Below are 21,409 nucleotides of genomic sequence, written 5' to 3'. Positions count from 1 at the left end.
TTTATTCGCCTTTAACTTTTACAGTACCATCATTATCAACAATTAAATCAGGTTCATTAGTATCTAAATTTCAACGATAAACTGATTTAAAATAATCATTATTCTTATTTCAAACATTAATTGTACTTCCATCAACAGATAGCGTAATATCATCAAATTTAGCCAAATAAAGAATAATATTGTTTTTTTCATCCAATTTTTTTGGTTTAAATCTTTCTATTTCCGCATCATTATTAATAAATTTAACAATTCTTCAATTATTATTTTTATCACCACGCCATACTACATAATAATATTTATTATCAACTGTATTAAATGGTTTTTTTGTGGTGCCATTCATTCTAAATTATCTTTAATTTCTTGGTTAGCAGTATTTATTTTGTTTTCTTCTTTTAGTTTTTTTAATTCATCTTCGCTATATTGTGGTTTATTACAAGCAACTAAACTTGTTGTACTTGTACCTACTAAACTAATTGCACCAATAATACTTAATAATTTTTTCATTGTAGAATTTTCCTCCCCTTATTGTCACCATCATACCATATTATTTTAATTTAGTTAAATAAAAAAAGAGATTTAATAATCTCTTTTTTGTCGGGCAGCTTGCCTGCTCTCTAAGAACACACCAGCAACTTTGTTTCTAGAAGTATTTATCGACTAGACTCTGGCCGACAGCAATTACATTTATAATTGCTTATACAATTATTATAAACTATTTTTGGAAATTTACAATTTAAAATTTTAATTTCATGATTTTTTAATAAATCTAAAAATTTATATATTTCATTATATGAATTTAAATATTTATTTGAAAAGTTTGCTATTATATCAGCACCTTGTATGCAATCTTTTATAGAGTTTAAATGTTTTAATTCCTTAATTCATATATTTTGTTTTCGCAAAAATCCAATCATACGATTAACAGAATAATTTCAATTTAAATATTCTTTTAATTTTGTTTCATCTTTGTTTCATTTTTCTTCATTCTCTAATTCATCAAGATAAATATTAATATAAGAATTACTCTTAATTTTTTCCTTTTTTACTAAGAATTGTAAAAGTGCAGATATCATTTGATTTCGCTTTAATTTAGAATGTTCTTCATCTTTTGCAGATTCATACAATTCTTTTGTACATGTAAATACACAAAATATTGCATCAGTATGTCTTAATTGCGATAAATAATGTTCAATATTTCCTCTTTTTTGAATATTTTTTTATGTTTTTCATATAACTTTACTATATCATTGCCTTTTAATTCATTCTTTTTTGTTATTAGTTTTCTTTTTTCCTGAAAACACTTTATAAAATAATCATGCTTTTCTTTGCTATTAAAAAGTAAGCCACCATATATAACATGTTTATCATTAATATTTGTAAATTTACCACTATCATCTAAATATAATCAATATTCATTCACAAGATAACCTCAATTCTAAATTTAAAGTATAGTAGTATTATATACTTTTTTATTTTGTTTTATATCGTTTTTTAAATAAGTGGTGGACAAATTTTATGGTGATGTTAAGATGGTGTCGTAAAATTAAGAAAGGAAGATAAAATATGAGTTATGAAATTTTAATTGGTATTGGCGTTGGAATTGCTTTTGGTGGTATTTTAGGTTATAAAGGATTAGAACTTTTAATTAAAAAAGTAATGAAAAATAAACTTAAATTATCTACAAATAAAGTAGTAGGACAAGAAACATTAGATGCTATTCATTTAGGTTTAATTCAAACTGCTAATATTTTGGGTCTTGGTAATACAGAATGAGCACAAACATTAGAAACAAATAAACCTATTAGTGAAGATGAGTTTAATCAAATTGTTAAAGTACAAAGAGCCAAAAAATCAATTTCTAAAAAAGATATTAAGTTATCTAATAAAACAATTAAAGTCTAAAAAAGACTTTTTTTGTTTATAATGGTGATGCAAAGAGGTGAAATTATGGCAGATATAACAAAATTAGAAAGTTTTAAATTAATAACATTAGAAGAGTTTAAAAATTGAGAGGGTTTTGATAAATTAGTAGCACAATATGGGGAAAAACTTTATGATGATAATATTTCAAATTATTTAATTGAGGGAATTACAAGAGCAAGTTTACAATTAGATAGTATTTGTGGTTATCGTTTAGAAACGGAGTTTCTTTTACTTGATCCAAATAGTGAAATTGATAAAAAACGCATTAATTATGTAAAAATTGCTTGTTGTTTACAAACTCAATATTTAATAAGAACTGGGATTGAATATTCTAGTGGTGGTGAAAATAGTAGTGATGGTGTCGCAAGTTATACATATCCTAGTAATATGAAAATTGAATTCTCCCCTGATGTTATAAGTTTATTAGAAAAAGCAAAGTTTTATAAATCACAAACTATAACTAAAATAAATTCTGATAATTATGGTTTTAAAAATGAATATTATACTTGATTTGGTCGCCCTGATACTAATCATAAAGATAGACCAATTATGTTAAGTGAAGCTGATGCTAAATATGTATGAAAAAATAGTATATTTAGATCTAATACTTTATCTATTATTCCTTGAGTAGATACTGAAAAAGTGGTATATGACAAATTGAAATATCACAAGAATTATTAGCAAAATATATTGATAATTATTTTAAAAATATTAAAATTGATAATAAATCAGTGATATATAATTCTAATAATGAATTATCAGTTCCATTTGATAATTATACAATTTATAATGAAAATGGTGTTTGAAAAACAAAACAAGGTGGTCAAATTCCATCAGATGTTATTAAAGATAGTGATTTAAATAAAGATTATATTGATAAAGTTAATAATAAATATATTGTAAAAACATCACAAGATATTAATACTAAACAAGATAAATTAGTAAGCGGTACAAATATTAAAACTATTAATGGTAATTCATTATTAGGTAATGGTGATATTTCAATTAGCGGTGGTAATGATTGAGAAGTAGTTGATATTAGTGATTTTATTCCAGATGGGTCACAATATTTTATTAAAGATTTTAATAAAACAAAATATCAATATAAATTATGAGCAATTTATAAGTATCAACAGAATATTACTTTAACTACAGCTATTGAAACACCCATAAATTATAATGGTGCTATTGAATGAACAAGATATATTCCAACACTAGATAATAATTTAATCGTAAGAATAAATACTGAATATGGAAATATATCATTTGGAAATTTTGGTAAAGATATAATTCAAAATATAATATGGATAGGTTACAATAACTTGGACCATATTTATGTAGACTGTAAAAAATAAGCTAAAATTATTAGGAAAGCAGGAATATAAAAATGGCAAAAAACCAGTACATCGATGAATTCAAGAAACAAATCGTAATGTTATATAAAAATGGTAAAAGTAATATTGAAATTGTTAACGAATATAAAATTTCAAAGGCAGTTCTTTATCAATGAGTAAAAAAATTTGAGAATTCTGGTTCTTTTAAAGCTAAAGACAATTGCTCTGTTGAAGAAAATGAACTTATTCAGTTGCGAAAAGAAAACAAACAATTACGAATGGAAAATGATATTTTAAAGCAAGCAGCACTGATAATCGGCAAAAAGTAATATTAATTACTAACAATAAAGACAAATATTCAGTGAGGAAAATGTGTCAAATATTAAAGATAGCAAAATCAAAGTATTATTATCAAATTAATAAGATCACTAAAACTGAAATTAATATTTATGAAAATGAAGTTATCAGTGCATTTAAAGAAAGCTATAAAGTTTATGGTGCTAGAAAAATTAAAATTATTTTAGCAAGAAAGAACATTATTTTATCTCGACGAAAAATTAGAAGAATTATGGCAATAAATAATTTAGTATCAAAATATACTAAATTAAAATATCACAATCATAAATCTCCTGTAAATAATGATCAAATTAGTAATATTCTAAATCGTGAGTTTAGTAATAAAAGACAAAATGAAGTTATTGTGAGCGATTTAACCTATGTTCAAGTTGGTTCAAAATGACATTATATTTGCTTACTAATTGATTTATTTAACCGTGAAGTAATTGGCTATAGCGCTGGAACAAATAAAACTGCTGAACTAGTTCAGCAGGCATTTTATAAAATAACATGACCACTAAATCAAATTAGGTTGTTTCATACAGATCGTGGTAATGAATTTAAAAATAAAATTATTGAAGAAATTTTATTAACATTTAATATTAAAAGATCATTAAGTGCAAAAGGTTGCCCTTACGATAACGCAGTAGCTGAAACAACCTATAAAGCTTTTAAAACTGAATTTATTAATGGCCGAAAATTTAAAAATTTAGAACAATTAAAGTTGGAACTATTTAATTTCATTAATTGATACAACAATATTCGAATTCATGGTAGTTTGAATTACTTAACTCCAGTTGAATTTAGAAATCAGAAGTCTACATAAAAAGTGTCCTAAAAGTGTTGCCATTCCAAACCGAAGTTTTAGTACCTCACAAATGATGAAAAGCAACAAACTTCTCATTCTTTGTAACAGTACTGTTAATCCAAAATGGTTATACTTTGATTAAAGCAATCTTTTCAACAAAATTTGGCGTTGATTTAGATCTAATCTTATCAATTATTATTCCAATTGGAACAATTACGGTTATTATTGCAGTATTTATTAAAAATATGTTATCAACAAAAGTGACTGGTGTTCGGAATGCTATTAACACACTTGGCAAAAGTTAGTTCCTTTCGAATTTTTTACTATACTGAAAAAGAAAAAGCTTTGGAAGATTATGCATTTGTTATTCAATTACCAACCTTGGTGAAAGGACCATTGTCAACAAATAGTATTGATACAAAAAAAGCTTATCAATTAATGACAATAATTGATGAAACAGCTGCTTTTATGGAACAACATTTTGCAACAAAAGAAAAAGAAAAAAATTATATGTTATATCACTTGTTTAATGAAATTACTGATGTTGCTGAAATTGAAGAAATTAAAGATAATGTCTTAAAAGTTGAAGCAAAGAAACAAAAAGGAGATAAACATTCTAAATAAAACTTAGGATGTTTTTTCTTGTTGTATCATTAAACTTTCATTATATAATATTGATAGAAACAATGTTGGGTGAAAGTATGGAACAAAAAACAATTATTACATTAACAGTTAAAGGTAATGATGTTAATCAAACGATTTTTAATTTTATGAAAAAAATGTTTCAGACAACATCATTATCGGTTCTTTATAAGTTATTTCGAAATAAAAAGATTAAAGTAAATAATAAAGTGGTGAAAGAACGGAATTATAAGTTACAGTTAGGTGATCAAATTTTAATCTTTGATAAAAATTTAGTGGTTACAGAACGTAAACAACAAATAGCGGGAAGTGATGCTGTTCAAGAAGAGTTAGTAGTTGTTTATGAAGATGAAAACATTGTAATTGTTGATAAACCACATGGGGTAGAAATGCATTCAACATTTCATAGTTCTTTAGATGGAATGGTGCAAAATTACTTAATGCAAAAAGGAGACTATCATTCACAAACTGATCAATCCTTTGTTATTTCTCATGTTCATCGATTAGATAAGTTAACACGAGGATTAGTAATATATGCTAAAAATAAAATTAGTTTAGATTTACTATTAAGCAAAATTAACCAAAAAGTAGTTATTGAAAAAAAATATTTGGCACAATGTGAAGGAAATATAATAGAAGATGAATTTACTGTTACAGGTTATTTAGCAAAAGATGAATCACAACAAAAGATGATTTTTAGATTAACTGAACAACCTAATAGTAAGAAGGCAATTACTTACTTTAAAGTAGTTAAAAGAACAATAAACACAACTTGATTAGAAGTAACATTGGGAACGGGACGGAAGCATCAAATTCGAGCGTCGTTAAGTTATTTACAACATCCCATTATAAATGACGTTAAATATGGGGCAAAAAGAATAACGAAAGAATACATGATTGGGTTATATGCAACAACGTTAATGTTCCATCAGTTACCCGAGCATTTAGGATATTTAAATGAAAAGGTTATTAAAATCCCAGAAAATATTATAGAATAATAATATGAGAAACAGCAGAAAGAGGTGAAGTAATTGTCAACAAGAAGAGGAATCATTAGTATTTTAATTGGCGCTTTTACTTCTTTAATTGGAACTGCTTTTCAATTTACATTAATGTATTTATTAATTCGTAGTTATGGTTCGCAATTAAACGGGTTTGTAAAGAATAGTATTGCGATTGTTTCATTTTTAGGAACTGTTGAAGGTGGTTTAGGAGCGATTACCGTTATTTTTCTAATGAAACCATTATTACAAAAAGATTGAATTAAAGCTAATGAAATGGTTAATACAGCAGAACACCAGTATAAGATTTCGGGAATTGTTGGCGTTATTTTATTAGCGGCAATTGCGATTGGGTATAGTGCTTATATTTATTTATTTGAAGATAATTTTACGATTTTATGAAATGATCAAACAATTAGTTATCCATTATGAAAAATGATTTTAATCGTTTTAATTATTGGATCAAAAAACTTAATTGCCTTATTTTGAACTGCTTGTTATGAAAACTTAATGCAAGCGGATCAAAATAACCATATGCGTCGTTTAATTTTAATGATTTGTGATTTAATTTCTTATTCAGTTATTTTCTATTTAATTTCGCGCACAGTTGACCCAATTTTTGTTTTCCTAATTTTCCTAGGATATTCCATTATGAAGGGAAGTTTAATTTACGTATTCGTTAAGTTTCATTATCCCTGAATTCGGATTGGACGGCAAAAAGATAATATGCAATTAGTAAAATCAAGTAATATTGTTGTTTTAAAGAATATTGGTGAAACCTTATTAATTAATGGGGATGTTATTATTACCGCTTTATTATTAGGGTTACGGGTATCATCAACCTTATCGTTATATATGACAATCACTGTTGGGGTTCGAAGTATTATGATGATTTTAATTAATTCATTTCGTGAGTTTTTTGCCGCTTGAACCGCAAAAAATGGACGGATTGATTGAAATAGTTATCTTAAGTTTGAAACTTATGCCTTTATGATTGGCGGTTTTTTATTTGTTAACCAGTTTATTTTATCGCCATACTTTGTGACAACATTATATGCCCCACAAATTCTTGAACAAATTAACAACAGTGCAAAAACCTTAAATGCTTGAACGCCACAAGAAATTGCTATTTTTAAAAGTATTTTTTATCATCCAACATTTTCGTTATTAGTAGCTTTAAGTTCTGTTTTTATTGTCTTAGCAGAACCAGCTAATGTTTTAGTGTATGGTAAAGCAAATTATAAACAAACAGCAATTCCAACTTTTGTGATTGGGATCATTAATATTGTATTGTGTTTTTTTACAGCGTTAATTTTCCGATTTTTAGTAAATGATCTTTCCGCGGCGCTATATGGTATTGTAATTATTACGTGCTTTGTTAGTTTACTTCGCTTTTTATACTTATGATTTTATAATTGATTATTTTTAACATATAATAGTAATTTTAAAGGTGTTTTTCGTAATTGAATGATTTTATTAGTACCAATTGTAATTGCGATTTTAGTTAATTATTTATTTTTAACAAAAACATATAACCCAATGGAAATTTATAACGATCAGTTGCAACCAATATGAGGTTGACAAAAACTATTAAACATGTTCTTCGGATTAATCTTTGCTTCTTTATTTGTTATTATTGGAAATTCAATCTTATGAGCACCACGATCAGTACGAGGGATTTTCTTACGTTTACCAATTGTTCATAAGATTTGAACAAAATGGCAAGATAAAATGCGTAAAATTCGTCAACAAAAATATGAAGATGATTTTATTACTTTAACCGAACCAGAAATGCCATATCAAAAATTATGAGAGCGGGAAGAAGCTTTACATCAGAATACAAAGAAAATGAGTGAGGATGAACCACCAAAAGAAATTTATACCTTAAAAGGTTCATAAATATTTTAATCAAATAAAAAAATGTATATTTTATATACATTTTTTTATTTCAAGAAAAATAATTGTTATTTTTTAATATCACTTAAATAACCAGGGTGATATTTATTCCCATGAATAATCTTGGTAATGTTAAACAAAGCATTAATTGCTTCACCAAAGCCAGTTACCATATTATAGTACTTTCCTTCATAATAGGCATTATTTCCGGCTGCAAAAATATGTGGATGATTAGTTTGTCCACTTGGTTGAATGATAATTTTGCGCATTGGGGTTGTTTCTAAAGAAAATTGATTTAACATTGTTGGAGCTACTTTTGCCCCATATTGAACAATAAAATAATCAGCTGCTAATTCTAAAATTTCTTTACTGTTCTCATGTTCAAGGGTTAATGATTTAATTTGCTTATTTTGGACTTGAACATTTTTAACATGGTAAGGTTTTAGTTCTGTAATTTTATTTTGTTGTAGTTTTTGGACGTTGCTTTCTTTGGCACGATATAATTCGCGCCGGTGAATGATGGTGACATTGTTGGTAATCTTATCTTCAACTAGATGATTTGCTCAGTCAACAGCACTATCTCCACCACCTAAGACAATAACTTTTTTATTAGTTAAAGTCGTTAGTTTTTTAACAGCATATCACAAGTTATCATATTCTTGTGTTGCATCAAGGTGTTCTAATCGAATTGGGGTAAAAACACCATTACCACTAGTGATTAAAATTGTTTTAACACTAATAACTTCGTTATTTGTTAGAGTAACAGCAAAACCATCATTCGCTTCGTTAACTGTTAAAATGTTTGTTTTACCAAAATAGGTTATTTGTTTACTACTTTTTTCAGTTTGGCTGATTAGGTTCTCAATAAAAGTTTTTGTTTTAATTTCAGAAAAACCGGGCATATCATATAATAGTTTTTCGGGATATAACTCTCAAGGTTGTCCCCCAGGATTATCATTTCCTTCAATGATATAACCAGTTAATCCTAACATTCCCGCACAACTTCAAGCATATAACCCAACCGGACCAGCGCCAATAATTAAAATATCTTTCATTAGTTTATAACAACCTTTCTTTTTTTCTGTCCTTTAATTATTACATATTTTTGGGAAAGTATGGCACATTAATTAATTCCTAGATATAATTATTTATAGAAAGTGGGATATTATGAAAATAATGGTAAAAAATGAAGATGCAACAAAACAATTAGCTATTAAAATAGCGCCATTTTTACAACCTAATTTATGTTTATTATTAGAAGGGGAATTAGCGGCTGGTAAAACAACTTTTACAAAGTATTTATTAGCTGCGTTAGGGGTAACAGAACCGATTACTTCACCATCTTTTATTATTATGAATCAATATACAACCCCAAATAAAATTCTTGTTAATCATATGGATTGTTATCGTTTATTAGGTTTAGATCATATTGAAGAATGAGCAATGTATTTTGATTATTTTCCGAATAGTATTAATATTATTGAATGACCAAGTTTAATTAGTAAGGATATAACTGATCACTATGAAGTAATTAAAATTACTATTAATATTGAAAATAACGAAGAACGAGTTTTTACTATTAAAACTAACAATACGGCATTACGAGAGGCCTTAGGAAGAGGAGAATAAGATGTTAAATTTATTTATTGATACTAGTACTGATTTTTTAACTTTAATTTTAGCACGAGATGAGCAAGTGCTTGGTCAAGTTCATCAAAATAATGCTCGTCGTCATACTGAAGAAACATTACCAGCAATTAACAAGTTATTAGCGACATATAATTTGCAGTTAAAAGATGTCAATCATTTTTATTTAACAGTTGGACCAGGGAGTTATACTGGGATTCGAATTCCAATGACAATTGTTAAAACAATTAAAATAATTAATCCGGTTGTTAAAGTATTTGTTATTAATACTTTATTGTATCAAGCCGGACTCGATAATGTTGTTTCAATGTTAGATGCGCGTGGTGGGCAACGTTACTTTGCGGTAATTAGTAATGGTCAAGAAGTGATTCCTAGTCAAGTTATTGATTATGAAACTTGTTTAGAAATTAGTAAACAATTTCCCGGTTATCAATTTCGGTGTGATTTGCAAGACATTAATCCGGTGCAAAATTATCAACTGTTAAAAAACCATTTCGAATTGGTTGATGATATTTTTGTTCTAGAACCACGTTACATTAAGAAAGCATTAGGATAATGATAGTAATTAAACCAGTTAATAATACTGACGGGTTATTATTATTTTTATTAGAGCAAGAAAACTATCCGCAACATTATTACAAATATCGTAATTTAATTCAAATCCTTAATAATGTAAATTATCTTGTTTATAAGTTGGTTCTTAATAATAATTTAGTTGGGTATTTTATTTTAATGCATAGTGGTGATGATTTAGAAATTATTAAACTGACAGTTAAAAAAAGATATCAACACCAAGGGTGAGGTGATAAAATGCTAACTTATTTGTTAGAGCATTTTTATTTTAATAGTGTTTTTTTGGAGGTAAATGAACATAATTTAGCTGCCCAAAAGTTATATCTTAAGCATGGATTTCATATTGTGCGGACAATTCCCCAATATTATGGTAATGAAAATGGCTATTTAATGCGTTATGATAAATAACTTTTAAATATTTTATTGTATAATATATAAGGAAAAAATAAGGATTTAAGGAGAGCAAATATGGGAAGAGCATTTGAAGTTCGCAAACAATCAATGGCCGCAACAGCCGTAAAAAAAGCAGTGTTATATAACCGGATGGCCCGTGAAATCTATTTAGCAGTGCGTGAGGGTGGCGTTGATTCTAATGCTAATTTAGCATTACGTAATGCAATTGATAAAGCAAAAGCAAAACAAATTCCGCGTGATGTTATTGACCGGGCAATTAAAAAAGCAAGTGGTAATGATAATGAAAAGTACCAGGCAATTCGGTATGAAGGTTATGGTCCGGGAGGTAGTGCAATCATTATTGACACCTTAACAAATAATGTTAATCGGGCTGTTGCGGAAGTTCGTAATTGTTTTACAAAAACTGGTGGGAAGTTAGGAGTTAATGGGGCAGTAACACATTTATTTGATAATTTAGCAGTTTTTGCCTTTGAAGGAAAAACAGTTGAAGAAGTTTTTGAATTATTATTGTTAGCAAATTGTGATATTAATGATGTTGTTGCTGAAGATGGCCAAATTGTTGTGTATGCGCCAGCAACAGCATTTAATAGTGTTAAAACAACTTTAGATGACAGTGGCATTGAAACGTTTCAAATGGCAGAGATTACAATGTTACCCCATGAACGGATCACATTACAAGGCGAAGACGCTGAACGATTTGAAAAAATGTTAAATATGTTAGATGAAGTTGATGATGTTCAAGAAGTTTATCATAATGTTGTGATTGGATAAATTAAATTATTGCGAAGAAAAAAGAATTTGCCCCGGGGAAAACATTTGTAAAATCCGTGGTAATAGTGCATAATATAAATAAAGTAAAAAAGGAGTTTAGATAATAATGTCAAATTTTCTGGGTGGCAGTATGACAATGAATGTCATTTTAGTAGTAATTGTAGTTGCAGTTATTATTTTTGCAATTGTTTCGTCAATTATGGGGCGAAAAGCACAACGTCTTGAACGTGAAAAACGTAAAAAACAAGTTAAAGATAAAATTAAACAATATATTAAAGAAACTGACAACCGTAAAAACTTACGCTTAGAATATGAAAAAGTTATTGCTCGTAAGGGGAAAGAATTTAAATATCGTGATATTTTTGATGTTATTGTTGATATTTATGAAGCAAAAACTAATTCTTTTTTAGAACAAAAGGCTTTTGAAATTGAAGGGATTTCAAAAAAAATTAGTAAAAAACAATATGAAACAACTTGAACGGTTAATCAAGAAATTGATTTAGATGAAACAAAACATCGCATTGAAATTAGCGAAAAGAAAGTTAAGTTAACAAAAGAAGAAAAGAAAGCTGCTAAAATTACAGCAAAACAAGAATATGAAGCTCATCGTGCGGAAATGGTAAAAAAACGTGAAGAAGAGCGTAAACTACGAAAAGTAGGGCAACTACCTGCCGATGAACGCCCAAAACCGAAACCTGAGAAATTTGTCCCAAGAAAATAAGACCATGCTTATTTTCTTTATCTTTCAGAGGATAGGAACAAATAACAAAAGGGAAGTGCAACAAAATGGATTCAGTCGTAACATTAAAAAAAGAGGACTTTAAACGCTTTAAAAAGTGTTTAAAAATTGCGTGGACATTAGCATCACGGACTAATTTAAAAACAGTCCAACAGTGAGTAACAGAACAAAAAATTTCTGTCTTTTTTGATTTACAAGATAATATTAATAGTGCCAAAATTAATGATAGTGATTTTATTGGTAGTGATGATGAAACAACAGTTGGTTCAGGATTGTTTACCCCAAACTTATATGACTTAGCCTTAGAAACTTATTGACCAGCTGATAAAAATGAAAGTATTAGTGATGATGTGCGTTATTTTAGTGATGATGTTCAATCAACCGTTTCAGATACAATTGATTTTTATCCTGGTGAGACAATTGCTGATGGAAACGAAGTTGGGCAACGAGCACGGGAATACTTTATGCGTGATCATAACTATTTTAATTTAGAACACTATAGTAAGAAAATTGCTTTTGCTAAAACAACGGAAGTTTTAGCTAATCCAAACTATGATGTTTATTTTGAGCCTTCCTTTATTTATAATAATTGCATTACAAAGTGTGATATTTTAAAAAAACTACCTGATGGAACTTATCACTTAATTGAGGTTAAAGCTTCAACGGGTCGTAAATATGACAAAGATTTACAAATGTATGTTGATAAACCAGTGAAAGATGAATATGGTTATGATGTTGCTTACCAATATTATGTATTAACCGGGGTGGGATTAAAAATTAGTCAAGTTTCATTAATGTTATTGAATTCGGAATATTCTCGTGTTGGTGATATTAATGATGATGAATTGTTTATGTTTCAAGATTGATATAAGTTACCAACCAAAACTTTGCAACCAGTTAGCTTGTTAGAATTTTGCCAACAAATGTTAACGGGAGCTTTTGTTAAACGTGTTGCAAAAAACCGTTTAATTACCGATGATTTAGCATTAATTAAGAGTTATTTGGAAAAACCAGCTGCTGAAGTTTTGCCCTTATTTAGCCAAAAACAATGTTTTAATGCTAAAGGGGACCGCTATGGTTATTGTCAACATGCAACAACTTATTTACCAGAACACCATAGTGTTTTTGAATTAACCCGAGGGATGGAAAAGAAGACCTTATTAAAATACCAAGAACATATTGACTGTTTAAAAGATGTTATTTTACCATTTACTTTTCAACAATCATCGCGGCAAAAAAAACCAATTTGTTTTTCTATTAAACAACAGCGCCAAATTTTATCGGTACAGGATAATGCCCCGGTTATTGACCCAACGCAAATTGAACGGATTAATACCGTTTTAGCCCAATATCAATATCCGTTGTACATGTATGATTTTGAAACAATGAAAGCTGCGGTTCCCCGCTTTGATTATTCTTACTCGTATCAACAAATTCCATTTCAATATTCGGTCCATATAATTAAAGATCAGCAGTTTACCTACCATGACGAAACAACAATGGAACATTATGCCTTTTTAGCTGATGGTGAAGATGATCCACGCTTGCAACTAATTGAACATTTAGTAACTGATTTATTCCGCGCGGAAGTTGGGGTTTATGTTGCTTATTATAAAAGTTTTGAATGTAAAGTATTAGCAGAATTAATTAACTATTTAGCAATTTTAATTAGTAAAACAACCGATAAAACAATCATTGCAACTTATCAAACATGACAACAAAAATTGACCATTATTCGTAATAAAACAATTGACCTGATGAACTTTTTTCAAGATTTTATGATTTATAAAAAAGAGTTTTATGGATCAGCATCAATTAAAAAAACCCAACCAGCATTTGATAACCACTTTACTTATCAAGCGTTAAAGGTTCAAAAAGGGGATATGGCAAGTGAAATTTTTCGCCGTCGCGTTGAAAATAATATCCCAATGCCAATTTGAAAAACCTTTTTTCGAGCGGAAATGCTCAAATATTGTAATCGTGATACTTTAGCAATGGTTGTAATTTATCAACATATTGTTCATTTAATGGCAAATTTATCATTAGAAAAAGGAGGCAAACAAAATGCAAAAGTATAAAGTAATTTTTATGGGGACACCTGTTTTTGCAACAGCAGTTTTAACCGCATTAACAAAGTTAGCACCAAAAATTGAGTTAATTGGGATTGTAACCCAACCTGATCGGAAAATTGGGCGTAATCAAACGATTCAATTTTCACCAGTGAAAGAATTTGGCTTAGCGCATCAAATTCAGATTTTTCAGCCAGAAAAAATTAATGATCTTTATTCGGAATTAGAAGCATTACAACCAGATGTAATTGTTACTTGTGCTTATGGGCAGTTTATTCCTGAACGAATTTTAAAGTTGGCAAAAATTAATTGTATTAATGCCCATGGTTCATTATTACCAAAATTGCGGGGCGGCGCACCAATTCATAAAGCAATTATTTATGGTGAACAAGAAACAGGGATTACTTTAATGAAGATGATTAAGAAAATGGATGCTGGGGAAATGTATGTTCAAGAAGCTTTAACAATTACTGCTGATGAAACCGCTTCATCATTGCATGATCGGTTAATGATTTTAGCAGGAACAATGATTGAAAAACACTTATTAGATATTATTACTGGAAAGCGGTTAGGAACGCCCCAAGATGATAGTCAAGCAACATTTGCTTATAACATTACTCGTGATGAAGAAAAAATTAGTTGACATTTACCAAAACAAAATATTTATGATCAAATCCGAGGGTTATATGCGTGACCAATTGCTTATACAACTGTTGCGAATGTTATTTATAAAATTCATCAAGCTGTTATTGCAACAGAACCATTAGCAGAAAAAGATGCTGACTTAGTAGACGGGACAATTATTGCTGTCTTAAAAACCGGAATTAAAGTTAAAGTTGAAGATGGGTATTTAATAATTACTCGTTTACAACGAGAAGGCAAAAAAGTAACCGAAGCGAAAAATTATTATCATACTCCATCCCCAGAAATAATTTCAGGAAACATTTTGATTTAATAATGTATCGGTTAAAATCTCTAAAGTATTTGGTTACAACGGCGTTAACTACAGCACTGTTAGTAGCCGTTGCTGGTGTTTCACAATTTATTCGTCTTGGGTATGACAAGGGAATATTACAGTTAGCGGATGGATTATTTTTAGCTTTAATAACTTTAATTAAGGGGCCAATGTTATTAATTAGTGGTGTTTTATATGTAACAATTATTGATGTCATTACTGGTTTTCCGATTTTTATTCCAGCATCAATTGTGATTCGGGTGCTAATGTTTTTAATTACTTATTTTTTATCACGAGTATTAAGTCGTTATGGGGCAATTTTTCTTAGTAGTTTAATGTTATTTTGGTATGTTTTATACAGTTATTTAGTATCTAATTTTGATTCTGCCGTGGCTATTGGTGAATTAATTAATGATACAATTCAAGTTGCGGTATCAACAATCCTGGGAATCACGTTAACGATTGTCTTTGATCGCGTTAACCAACATAGTACTAATAAAATTTGAGATGATGAACAATTTTGACATTATAAAAAGAGTAACGAATAGGGTTACTCTTTTTTTGTTACAATGTTCGTGCTGATAAACTAATAATTTTTAAGGTTTCTTCAATTTTATCTTTTAGATAGTTTAAATAATAATAGTTAATAACAGAGTCGCGTAACACTTGCAAGCTGTCGCCGTAGTTTGTTTCTAGTTGTTTTTCACAGTAGGCGAAGATTCGATTATTTTCGTTCCGCATATCTAAGTTGACTTTAAAATGTTGACGGTATAGCTTGCGATATTCATTTAAAGCATTACTAATGCGGTTATGGATGAATTCAGTACTTTGATCAATTACTTTCATAATTTGATAAATTAACCCTTCATGTTGTTGTAACTTAACTTGTTTAGTGTTGAATGTTTTTAATTTTTTTAGTAAGGTATAAAGTCAGTCTTTTTTTGTATCAGAAATCTTTTCAACATTACTAACTAAATTTACTTCATTCATTAATTGATTGTAATATTTTGTAAAATCACTATCCATTAGTTTTCCTCTTTTCATCGTTATAAAAAATATTGATAATAATCGATTTATTTACCTTTTAATTTCTAACTTGCATATTATATAATATTTTCTTGGAAAATTCAAGAAAACAATTTGTCCCTTAGGGATTAGAAAATTCAGATTTATGATGAGAATTAATTGTGAAACAACTATCTTTTTTAAAATTATGTATAATATATATCAGAGAGATAACTTATCTTGGTGTAGGAAGGGTTCGACTTTAGAATGGATAAAAAATTAATTCGTAATTTTTCAATTATTGCCCATATTAATCATGGTAAATCAACCTTAGCTGATCGAATTTTGGAACTAACGGGAACTGTTGATAAACGAGAAATGCAAGAACAATTATTAGATTCAATGGATTTGGAACGTGAACGCGGGATTACCATTAAATTAAATTCCGTGCAATTAAAATACCATGCTCAAGATAAGCAAGAATATGTTTTTCATTTAATTGATACCCCGGGGCATGTTGATTTTACCTACGAGGTATCACGGAGTTTAGCTGCATGTGAGGGAGCGATTTTAGTCGTTGATGCTGCTCAAGGGATTGAAGCACAGACCCTAGCAAATGTTTATTTAGCAATTGATAATAATTTGGAAATTATTCCTGTCATTAATAAAATTGATTTACCATCAGCTGATCCGGAACGAGTAAAAGAAGAAATTGAAAAGTTAATTGGGATTCCAACCACTAATGCCCCATTAATTAGTGCTAAAACTGGTCTGAACATTGATCAAGTCTTAGAGGCAATTGTGCAATATATTCCAGCACCGTTAGATGCTGATGATAATAAACCTTTACAAGCGCTAATTTTTGATTCGCATTATGATAAATACCGCGGGGTAATGGTTTCGATTCGGATTAAACAAGGAACAGTCCATGTTGGTGATAAGATTAAATTAATGAATACAAAGGCCATTTATGAAGTAACAGAATTAGGGGTTAAAACTCCAAAAGAAGTTAAAAAGGATTTCTTAGTTGCTGGTGAGGTTGGTTGATTAGCAGCAAGTATTAAAATGGTCCGTGATGTCCGGGTAGGAGATACGATTACAACCGTGACAAACCCAGCAACTGAACCATTACCGGGGTATAAGAAAATGAATCCAATGGTTTTTTGTGGGTTATATCCAATTGATTTAGCAAAGTATAAAGATTTAAAAGAAGCATTAGAAAAGATTCAATTATCCGATGCATCATTAGTGTATGAACCAGAAACTTTGCAGGCATTAGGATTTGGTTTTCGGTGTGGGTTTTTAGGATTATTACATATGGATGTAATTCAAGAACGCCTAGAACGGGAATATAACTTAGAATTAATTGCAACAGCGCCATCAGTAATTTACCATGTTTATTTAACAAACAAAGAAATGATTACAATTGATAATCCAAGTGATTTACCATCAGTACAAAAAATTGACCGTATTGAAGAACCTTTTGTTAAAGCAACAATAATGACGCCTGACCAATATATTGGTCCATTAATGGAATTATGTCAACATAAATGGGGAACATATGTTAATCTAGAATATATTGATGATACGCGACGAATTCTCACATATGAAATGCCATTAAATGAAATTGTTTTTGATTTTTTTGATCGTTTAAAATCAATTAGTAAGGGTTATGCTTCCTTAGATTATGAGTTTATTGGTTATCGTCCGAATAAACTAGTAAAAATGGATATTTTATTAAATGGTGATATTATTGATGCTTTATCGATTATTGTTCACCGTGATTTTGCCTATGGTCGTGGAAAAGCGTTATGTGCTAAGTTAAAAGAAATTATTCCGCGACAAAACTTTGAAGTTCCCATTCAAGCGGCCATTAATCATAAGGTCATTGCTCGTGAAGATATTAAGGCAATGCGCAAAAATGTTTTAGCAAAATGTTATGGGGGCGATATTACCCGGAAAAAGAAATTATTAGAAAAACAAAAAGAAGGAAAAAAACGAATGAAAGCAATTGGGTCGGTTGAAGTACCGCAAGAAGCTTTTATGGCTGTTTTAAAATTAGATGATTAATTGCTGCTAACAGCAATTTTTGTTATAAATTATTCTTTTATTTTTTTTCTGTTATACTAATTAGTGATATAATAATGGATATAAAATAAGATAAATTCTTAAAGTAGCAGGTGATGATAATGACCAAAAAATATAATAACTTTTATCATAAGTTTCTTAGTTCATTTTTGTTAATGTTATTTTTTTATATTTTCTTCTTCTGAGGAGTTGGTATTATTTATCCTGTTAATCATTTTCTTTTTGATAATTTTATTTTTAACTTGGGATATATTGTTTTAATTTCGTTTATTTCTGTTTTTGTTGTGGGAATATTAACTCTGATTTCTAAATTCAACTGGAGTTAAGTAATTCAAACTACCATGAATTCGAATATTGTTGTATCAATTAATGAAATTAAATAGTTCCAACTTTAATTGTTCTAAATTTTTAAATTTTCGACCATTAATAAATTCAGTTTTAAAAGCTTTATAGGTTGTTTCAGCTACTGCGTTATCGTAAGGGCAACCTTTTGCACTTAATAATCTTTTAATATTAAATGTTAATAAAATTTCTTCAATAATTTTATTTTTAAATTCATTACCACGATCTGTATGAAACAACCTAATTTGATTTAGTGGTCATGTTATTTTATAAAATGCCTGCTGAACTAGTTCAGCAGTTTTATTTGTTCCAGCGCTATAGCCAATTACTTCACGGTTAAATAAATCAATTAGTAAGCAAATATAATGTCATTTTGAACCAACTTGAACATAGGTTAAATCGCTCACAATAACTTCATTTTGTCTTTTATTACTAAACTCACGATTTAGAATATTACTAATTTGATCATTATTTACAGGAGATTTATGATTGCGATATTTTAATTTAGTATATTTTGATACTAAATTATTTATTGCCATAATTCTTCTAATTTTTTGTCGAGATAAAATAATGTTCTTTCGTGCTAAAATAATTTTAATTTTTCTAGCACCATAAACTTTATAGCTTTCTTTAAATGCACTGATAACTTCATTTTCATAAATATTAATTTCAGTTTTAGTGTTCTTATTAATTTGATAATAATACTTTGATTTTGCTATTTTTAATATTTGACACATTTTCCTCACTGAATATTTGTCTTTATTGTTAGTAATTAATATTACTTTTTGCCGATTATCAGTGCTGCTTGCTTTAAAATATCATTTTCCATTCGTAATTGTTTGTTTTCTTTTCGCAACTGAATAAGTTCATTTTCTTCAACAGAGCGATTGTCTTTAGCTTTAAAAGAACCAGAATTCTCAATTTTTTTACTCATTGATAAAGAACTGCCTTTGAAATTTTATATTCGTTAACAATTTCAATATTACTTTTACCATTTTTATATAACATTACGATTTGTTTCTTGAATTCATCGGTGTACTGGTTTTTTGCCATTTTTATATTCCTGCTTTCCTAATAATTTTAGCTTATTTTTTACAGTCTACATAAATATGGTCCAAGTTATTGTAACCTATCCACATTTCAAAAAGCATAATTATTGAAAATAATGTTTGATTAGGAGCAAATGTAACAATAACTCCTGGTGTAACAATCGGGGAAAAAGGGGCAGGAAGTGTTGTTACTAAAAATGTCCCCAAAATGTTATTGTTGGTGGGATACCAGCTAGGATAATAAAAAAACTTTAAATATTTTTATATTTAAGTTTTTTTATTATTAGATTACAATATCTATATAATATCGTTGACATAATTTAAAATATTATAATTAATATTATTAGTTTTAAAATAAATAAGGTATAATTACTGTTAGAAGATAAATAATATATGTATGGTTGTGTTAAGCTTAAAAGATAGGTGAAAAAAATGAAGAAATTACGTGGAGCGTCATTAATTTTTCTAACAGTTGGAGGACTTTTTAGTGCGCTATTTTTTGGGTTATTACTTATTTTTAAAATTAAAATTAGTCCTAATCATTTTCTTTATGAACCAGCACAAATGTTGCTAGAAGATATTGCACGAGTTGTATTACAATTTTCAAATCAAACAGTGTATAATAATGTCCTTGCGAAGTCTGAAATGGTTGGTGGAATTTTAATAGGAATTTCTAGTTTTTTAGTATTAATGTATTTAATCCCAAATTATTTAACAAAAAATGGTCGTTATAAAGGGTTTGGTGTTATTCTTGCGTTAATTCTTGGTTTTGCAACATCTTTCTTTTTGATTCTTGCCGTTGTATTTGGTGTTCAGACACCTGATGGAAAAACAGGGTTAAATATTTTTAAATTAGGACTTAAAATTAATCCTGGTTTTGCATTATTGTTTATTGGTCCAGTATTTACTTTTATTGGTGGTATTTTAACAGCAGTTTATTATTCAAAAGCACGCAAAGCAAAACCATTAACAACAGATCAACAAAATCGTTTATCAGCAATTAATTTAACAACAGGCAAAATTGGGGCAAAAGGATTAACTCCACAAAAAGAAATGGTTAGTCAAGCCGAACTTAATCCGCGCGAGGATACAACGCCTAGTTTATCTAACAAGAATCCCGCTGCTACTGATTTAAAATCAAAGATGGCATTATTAAAAGCGAAAATGGCCCGTAATGCAATGTTAAATGAACAAGGAAAAGCTCATTTAGCAGAACCAACAGCAGAATATGATAATAGTCTTTGAAAAGATGAAAGTAAAACCTCTGATTCAACCCCAACAATTCGCGTTGGAAAAGAAGGCCAATATTTACGTACAATCAAAGAAGGGGTTGGGATTGTTGATGAATCACCAACAGGTGTTATGATTGAACAAGAAGGCAATTTTGTTAAAAAAGGAGACATTATTAAACACCACGATTATTCGGCTCCTATTTTCAGTGAAACAACTTCACCACCATCACAACAAAAGGGAACTGGACCAGGTTCAATAATTATTCCAAAATCAAAACAACATATGCCGTTAGATACACGAGAGTTAGAAGAACGAATTGGTTCAGTACCAAAAATTAGTGGTAAACAACGAGTTAATCCTAATGCACGTGTTGATAACTCATATGATGGCAAAGTTTTCCTTGGTGATATTGATAAAATTTGAAATGCTGGAAAAAAATATCGCGAAGATATTACAAAACAAACAGAAAAAGCAAAGCCAAAATCCGATACCAATCCAACTAATAACTTTGATGATTATGTTGATAATAATGATAATTCTGACGAACATGAAAATCATCATTAATTAAAGAACTAGTTTTATTA

At 28.8% G+C, this 21,409-nt stretch carries 24 protein-coding genes and 1 pseudogene; 18 read left to right on the top strand and 7 right to left on the bottom strand.

Annotated elements, in window-relative coordinates; translation table 4 throughout:
* Position 1: 1 nt before the first annotated feature.
* From ACOBWH_RS06190 to ACOBWH_RS06175, 4 genes are all read right to left on the bottom strand, one after another.
* Positions 2-340 carry a hypothetical protein gene (locus ACOBWH_RS06190; RefSeq protein WP_424526121.1) on the bottom strand — a complete coding sequence of 113 codons (339 nt, stop codon included), beginning with the start codon at positions 338-340 and terminating at the stop codon, positions 2-4.
* Positions 283-504, bottom strand: coding sequence for a lipoprotein (locus ACOBWH_RS06185; protein WP_424526119.1), 222 nt, complete (start codon positions 502-504; stop codon positions 283-285). Before ACOBWH_RS06185 ends, ACOBWH_RS06190 begins: the two co-directional genes overlap by 58 nt.
* 146 nt (positions 505-650) lie before the next feature.
* Positions 651-1,124, bottom strand: coding sequence for a hypothetical protein (locus ACOBWH_RS06180; protein WP_424526117.1), 474 nt, complete (start codon positions 1,122-1,124; stop codon positions 651-653).
* A gap of 44 nt (positions 1,125-1,168) precedes the next feature.
* The gene (locus ACOBWH_RS06175; RefSeq protein ID WP_424526115.1) at positions 1,169-1,420 is read right to left on the bottom strand and encodes a hypothetical protein; all 252 of its coding nucleotides are present in this window, start codon (positions 1,418-1,420) and stop codon (positions 1,169-1,171) included.
* A 143-nt stretch (positions 1,421-1,563) separates the two neighbouring features.
* Here ACOBWH_RS06175 and ACOBWH_RS06170 point away from each other — a divergent pair, with 143 nt between their 5' ends.
* From ACOBWH_RS06170 to ACOBWH_RS06135, 8 genes are all read left to right on the top strand, one after another.
* Positions 1,564-1,902 (top strand): hypothetical protein, encoded by a 339-nt coding sequence (locus ACOBWH_RS06170; RefSeq protein ID WP_424526113.1) that lies wholly within the window; start codon positions 1,564-1,566, stop codon positions 1,900-1,902.
* A 45-nt stretch (positions 1,903-1,947) separates the two neighbouring features.
* Entirely contained in the window at positions 1,948-2,604 is a 657-nt protein-coding gene (locus ACOBWH_RS06165; protein ID WP_424526111.1) for a hypothetical protein, read from the top strand.
* A complete protein-coding gene (locus ACOBWH_RS06160; protein ID WP_424526109.1) occupies positions 2,547-3,278 on the top strand; it encodes a hypothetical protein in 732 nt (243 codons plus the stop codon). The genes ACOBWH_RS06165 and ACOBWH_RS06160 overlap by 58 nt, the downstream gene beginning before the upstream one ends.
* A 32-nt stretch (positions 3,279-3,310) precedes the next feature.
* Positions 3,311-4,419 (top strand): IS3 family transposase gene (locus tag ACOBWH_RS06155; RefSeq protein WP_424526107.1). Its coding sequence is split into 2 segments (ribosomal slippage): positions 3,311-3,551 and positions 3,551-4,419, totalling 1,110 coding nucleotides; the frame shifts between segments, so codons are not numbered across the junction.
* Between the two features lie 14 nt (positions 4,420-4,433).
* Complete coding sequence (locus tag ACOBWH_RS06150) at positions 4,434-4,706, top strand: hypothetical protein (protein ID WP_424526105.1); 273 nt, start codon at positions 4,434-4,436, stop codon at positions 4,704-4,706.
* A complete protein-coding gene (locus tag ACOBWH_RS06145; protein ID WP_424526103.1) occupies positions 4,693-5,025 on the top strand; it encodes a hypothetical protein in 333 nt (110 codons plus the stop codon). The genes ACOBWH_RS06150 and ACOBWH_RS06145 overlap by 14 nt, the downstream gene beginning before the upstream one ends.
* A gap of 77 nt (positions 5,026-5,102) precedes the next feature.
* A complete protein-coding gene (locus tag ACOBWH_RS06140; protein ID WP_424526101.1) occupies positions 5,103-6,041 on the top strand; it encodes a pseudouridine synthase in 939 nt (312 codons plus the stop codon).
* A gap of 33 nt (positions 6,042-6,074) precedes the next feature.
* Positions 6,075-7,943 carry a transporter gene (locus ACOBWH_RS06135; RefSeq protein ID WP_424526099.1) on the top strand — a complete coding sequence of 623 codons (1,869 nt, stop codon included), beginning with the start codon at positions 6,075-6,077 and terminating at the stop codon, positions 7,941-7,943.
* Positions 7,944-8,008: 65 nt separating this feature from the next.
* Here ACOBWH_RS06135 and ACOBWH_RS06130 read toward each other — a convergent pair whose 3' ends face one another.
* Positions 8,009-8,995, bottom strand: coding sequence for an NAD(P)/FAD-dependent oxidoreductase (locus ACOBWH_RS06130; RefSeq protein WP_424526097.1), 987 nt, complete (start codon positions 8,993-8,995; stop codon positions 8,009-8,011).
* Positions 8,996-9,107: 112 nt separating this feature from the next.
* Between ACOBWH_RS06130 and tsaE the strand changes: the two genes are divergently transcribed.
* The 8 genes from tsaE to ACOBWH_RS06090 all read left to right on the top strand — a co-directional run bounded on the left by tsaE (position 9,108) and on the right by ACOBWH_RS06090 (position 15,656).
* Positions 9,108-9,569, top strand: a complete 462-nt coding sequence (gene tsaE, locus ACOBWH_RS06125; RefSeq protein WP_424526095.1) for a tRNA (adenosine(37)-N6)-threonylcarbamoyltransferase complex ATPase subunit type 1 TsaE — start codon at positions 9,108-9,110, stop codon at positions 9,567-9,569.
* A 1-nt stretch (position 9,570) separates the two neighbouring features.
* The gene (tsaB, locus tag ACOBWH_RS06120; RefSeq protein ID WP_424526093.1) at positions 9,571-10,143 is read left to right on the top strand and encodes a tRNA (adenosine(37)-N6)-threonylcarbamoyltransferase complex dimerization subunit type 1 TsaB; all 573 of its coding nucleotides are present in this window, start codon (positions 9,571-9,573) and stop codon (positions 10,141-10,143) included.
* The gene (locus ACOBWH_RS06115; protein WP_424526091.1) at positions 10,143-10,568 is read left to right on the top strand and encodes a GNAT family N-acetyltransferase; all 426 of its coding nucleotides are present in this window, start codon (positions 10,143-10,145) and stop codon (positions 10,566-10,568) included. The genes tsaB and ACOBWH_RS06115 overlap by 1 nt, the downstream gene beginning before the upstream one ends.
* 60 nt (positions 10,569-10,628) lie before the next feature.
* Positions 10,629-11,345 carry a YebC/PmpR family DNA-binding transcriptional regulator gene (locus ACOBWH_RS06110; protein WP_424526089.1) on the top strand — a complete coding sequence of 239 codons (717 nt, stop codon included), beginning with the start codon at positions 10,629-10,631 and terminating at the stop codon, positions 11,343-11,345.
* Positions 11,346-11,451: 106 nt separating this feature from the next.
* Positions 11,452-12,066 (top strand): hypothetical protein, encoded by a 615-nt coding sequence (locus tag ACOBWH_RS06105; RefSeq protein WP_070406951.1) that lies wholly within the window; start codon positions 11,452-11,454, stop codon positions 12,064-12,066.
* Between the two features lie 65 nt (positions 12,067-12,131).
* Positions 12,132-14,162: a DUF2779 domain-containing protein gene (locus ACOBWH_RS06100; RefSeq protein WP_424526087.1), complete on the top strand. Its 2,031-nt coding sequence runs from the start codon at positions 12,132-12,134 to the stop codon at positions 14,160-14,162.
* Complete coding sequence (gene fmt / locus ACOBWH_RS06095; RefSeq protein WP_424526085.1) at positions 14,149-15,108, top strand: methionyl-tRNA formyltransferase; 960 nt, start codon at positions 14,149-14,151, stop codon at positions 15,106-15,108. The genes ACOBWH_RS06100 and fmt overlap by 14 nt, the downstream gene beginning before the upstream one ends.
* A 2-nt stretch (positions 15,109-15,110) precedes the next feature.
* The gene (locus ACOBWH_RS06090) at positions 15,111-15,656 is read left to right on the top strand and encodes a hypothetical protein (protein WP_424526083.1); all 546 of its coding nucleotides are present in this window, start codon (positions 15,111-15,113) and stop codon (positions 15,654-15,656) included.
* Positions 15,657-15,672: 16 nt separating this feature from the next.
* On the opposite strand, the gene ACOBWH_RS06085 is transcribed toward ACOBWH_RS06090, so the two are convergent.
* Positions 15,673-16,134, bottom strand: coding sequence for a hypothetical protein (locus tag ACOBWH_RS06085; protein WP_424526081.1), 462 nt, complete (start codon positions 16,132-16,134; stop codon positions 15,673-15,675).
* A gap of 246 nt (positions 16,135-16,380) precedes the next feature.
* Between ACOBWH_RS06085 and lepA the strand changes: the two genes are divergently transcribed.
* Entirely contained in the window at positions 16,381-18,183 is a 1,803-nt protein-coding gene (gene lepA, locus ACOBWH_RS06080) for a translation elongation factor 4 (RefSeq protein ID WP_424526079.1), read from the top strand.
* A gap of 311 nt (positions 18,184-18,494) precedes the next feature.
* Here lepA and ACOBWH_RS06075 read toward each other — a convergent pair.
* Positions 18,495-19,596 (bottom strand): annotated as a pseudogene (locus tag ACOBWH_RS06075) (IS3 family transposase).
* 428 nt (positions 19,597-20,024) lie between these two features.
* Between ACOBWH_RS06075 and ACOBWH_RS06070 the strand changes: the two are divergent.
* Positions 20,025-21,389 carry an MFS transporter gene (locus ACOBWH_RS06070; RefSeq protein ID WP_424526077.1) on the top strand — a complete coding sequence of 455 codons (1,365 nt, stop codon included), beginning with the start codon at positions 20,025-20,027 and terminating at the stop codon, positions 21,387-21,389.
* The last annotated feature ends 20 nt before the right edge of the window (positions 21,390-21,409 follow it).

It is taken from the genome of Spiroplasma endosymbiont of Glossina fuscipes fuscipes (assembly GCF_049669535.1).
In the GTDB taxonomy this organism is placed as follows: Bacteria; Bacillota_I; Bacilli_A; order Mycoplasmatales; family Mycoplasmataceae; genus Spiroplasma.
Note: the sequence above shows the minus strand (reverse complement) of the source record. Positions and strands in the feature narration are given on the sequence as shown.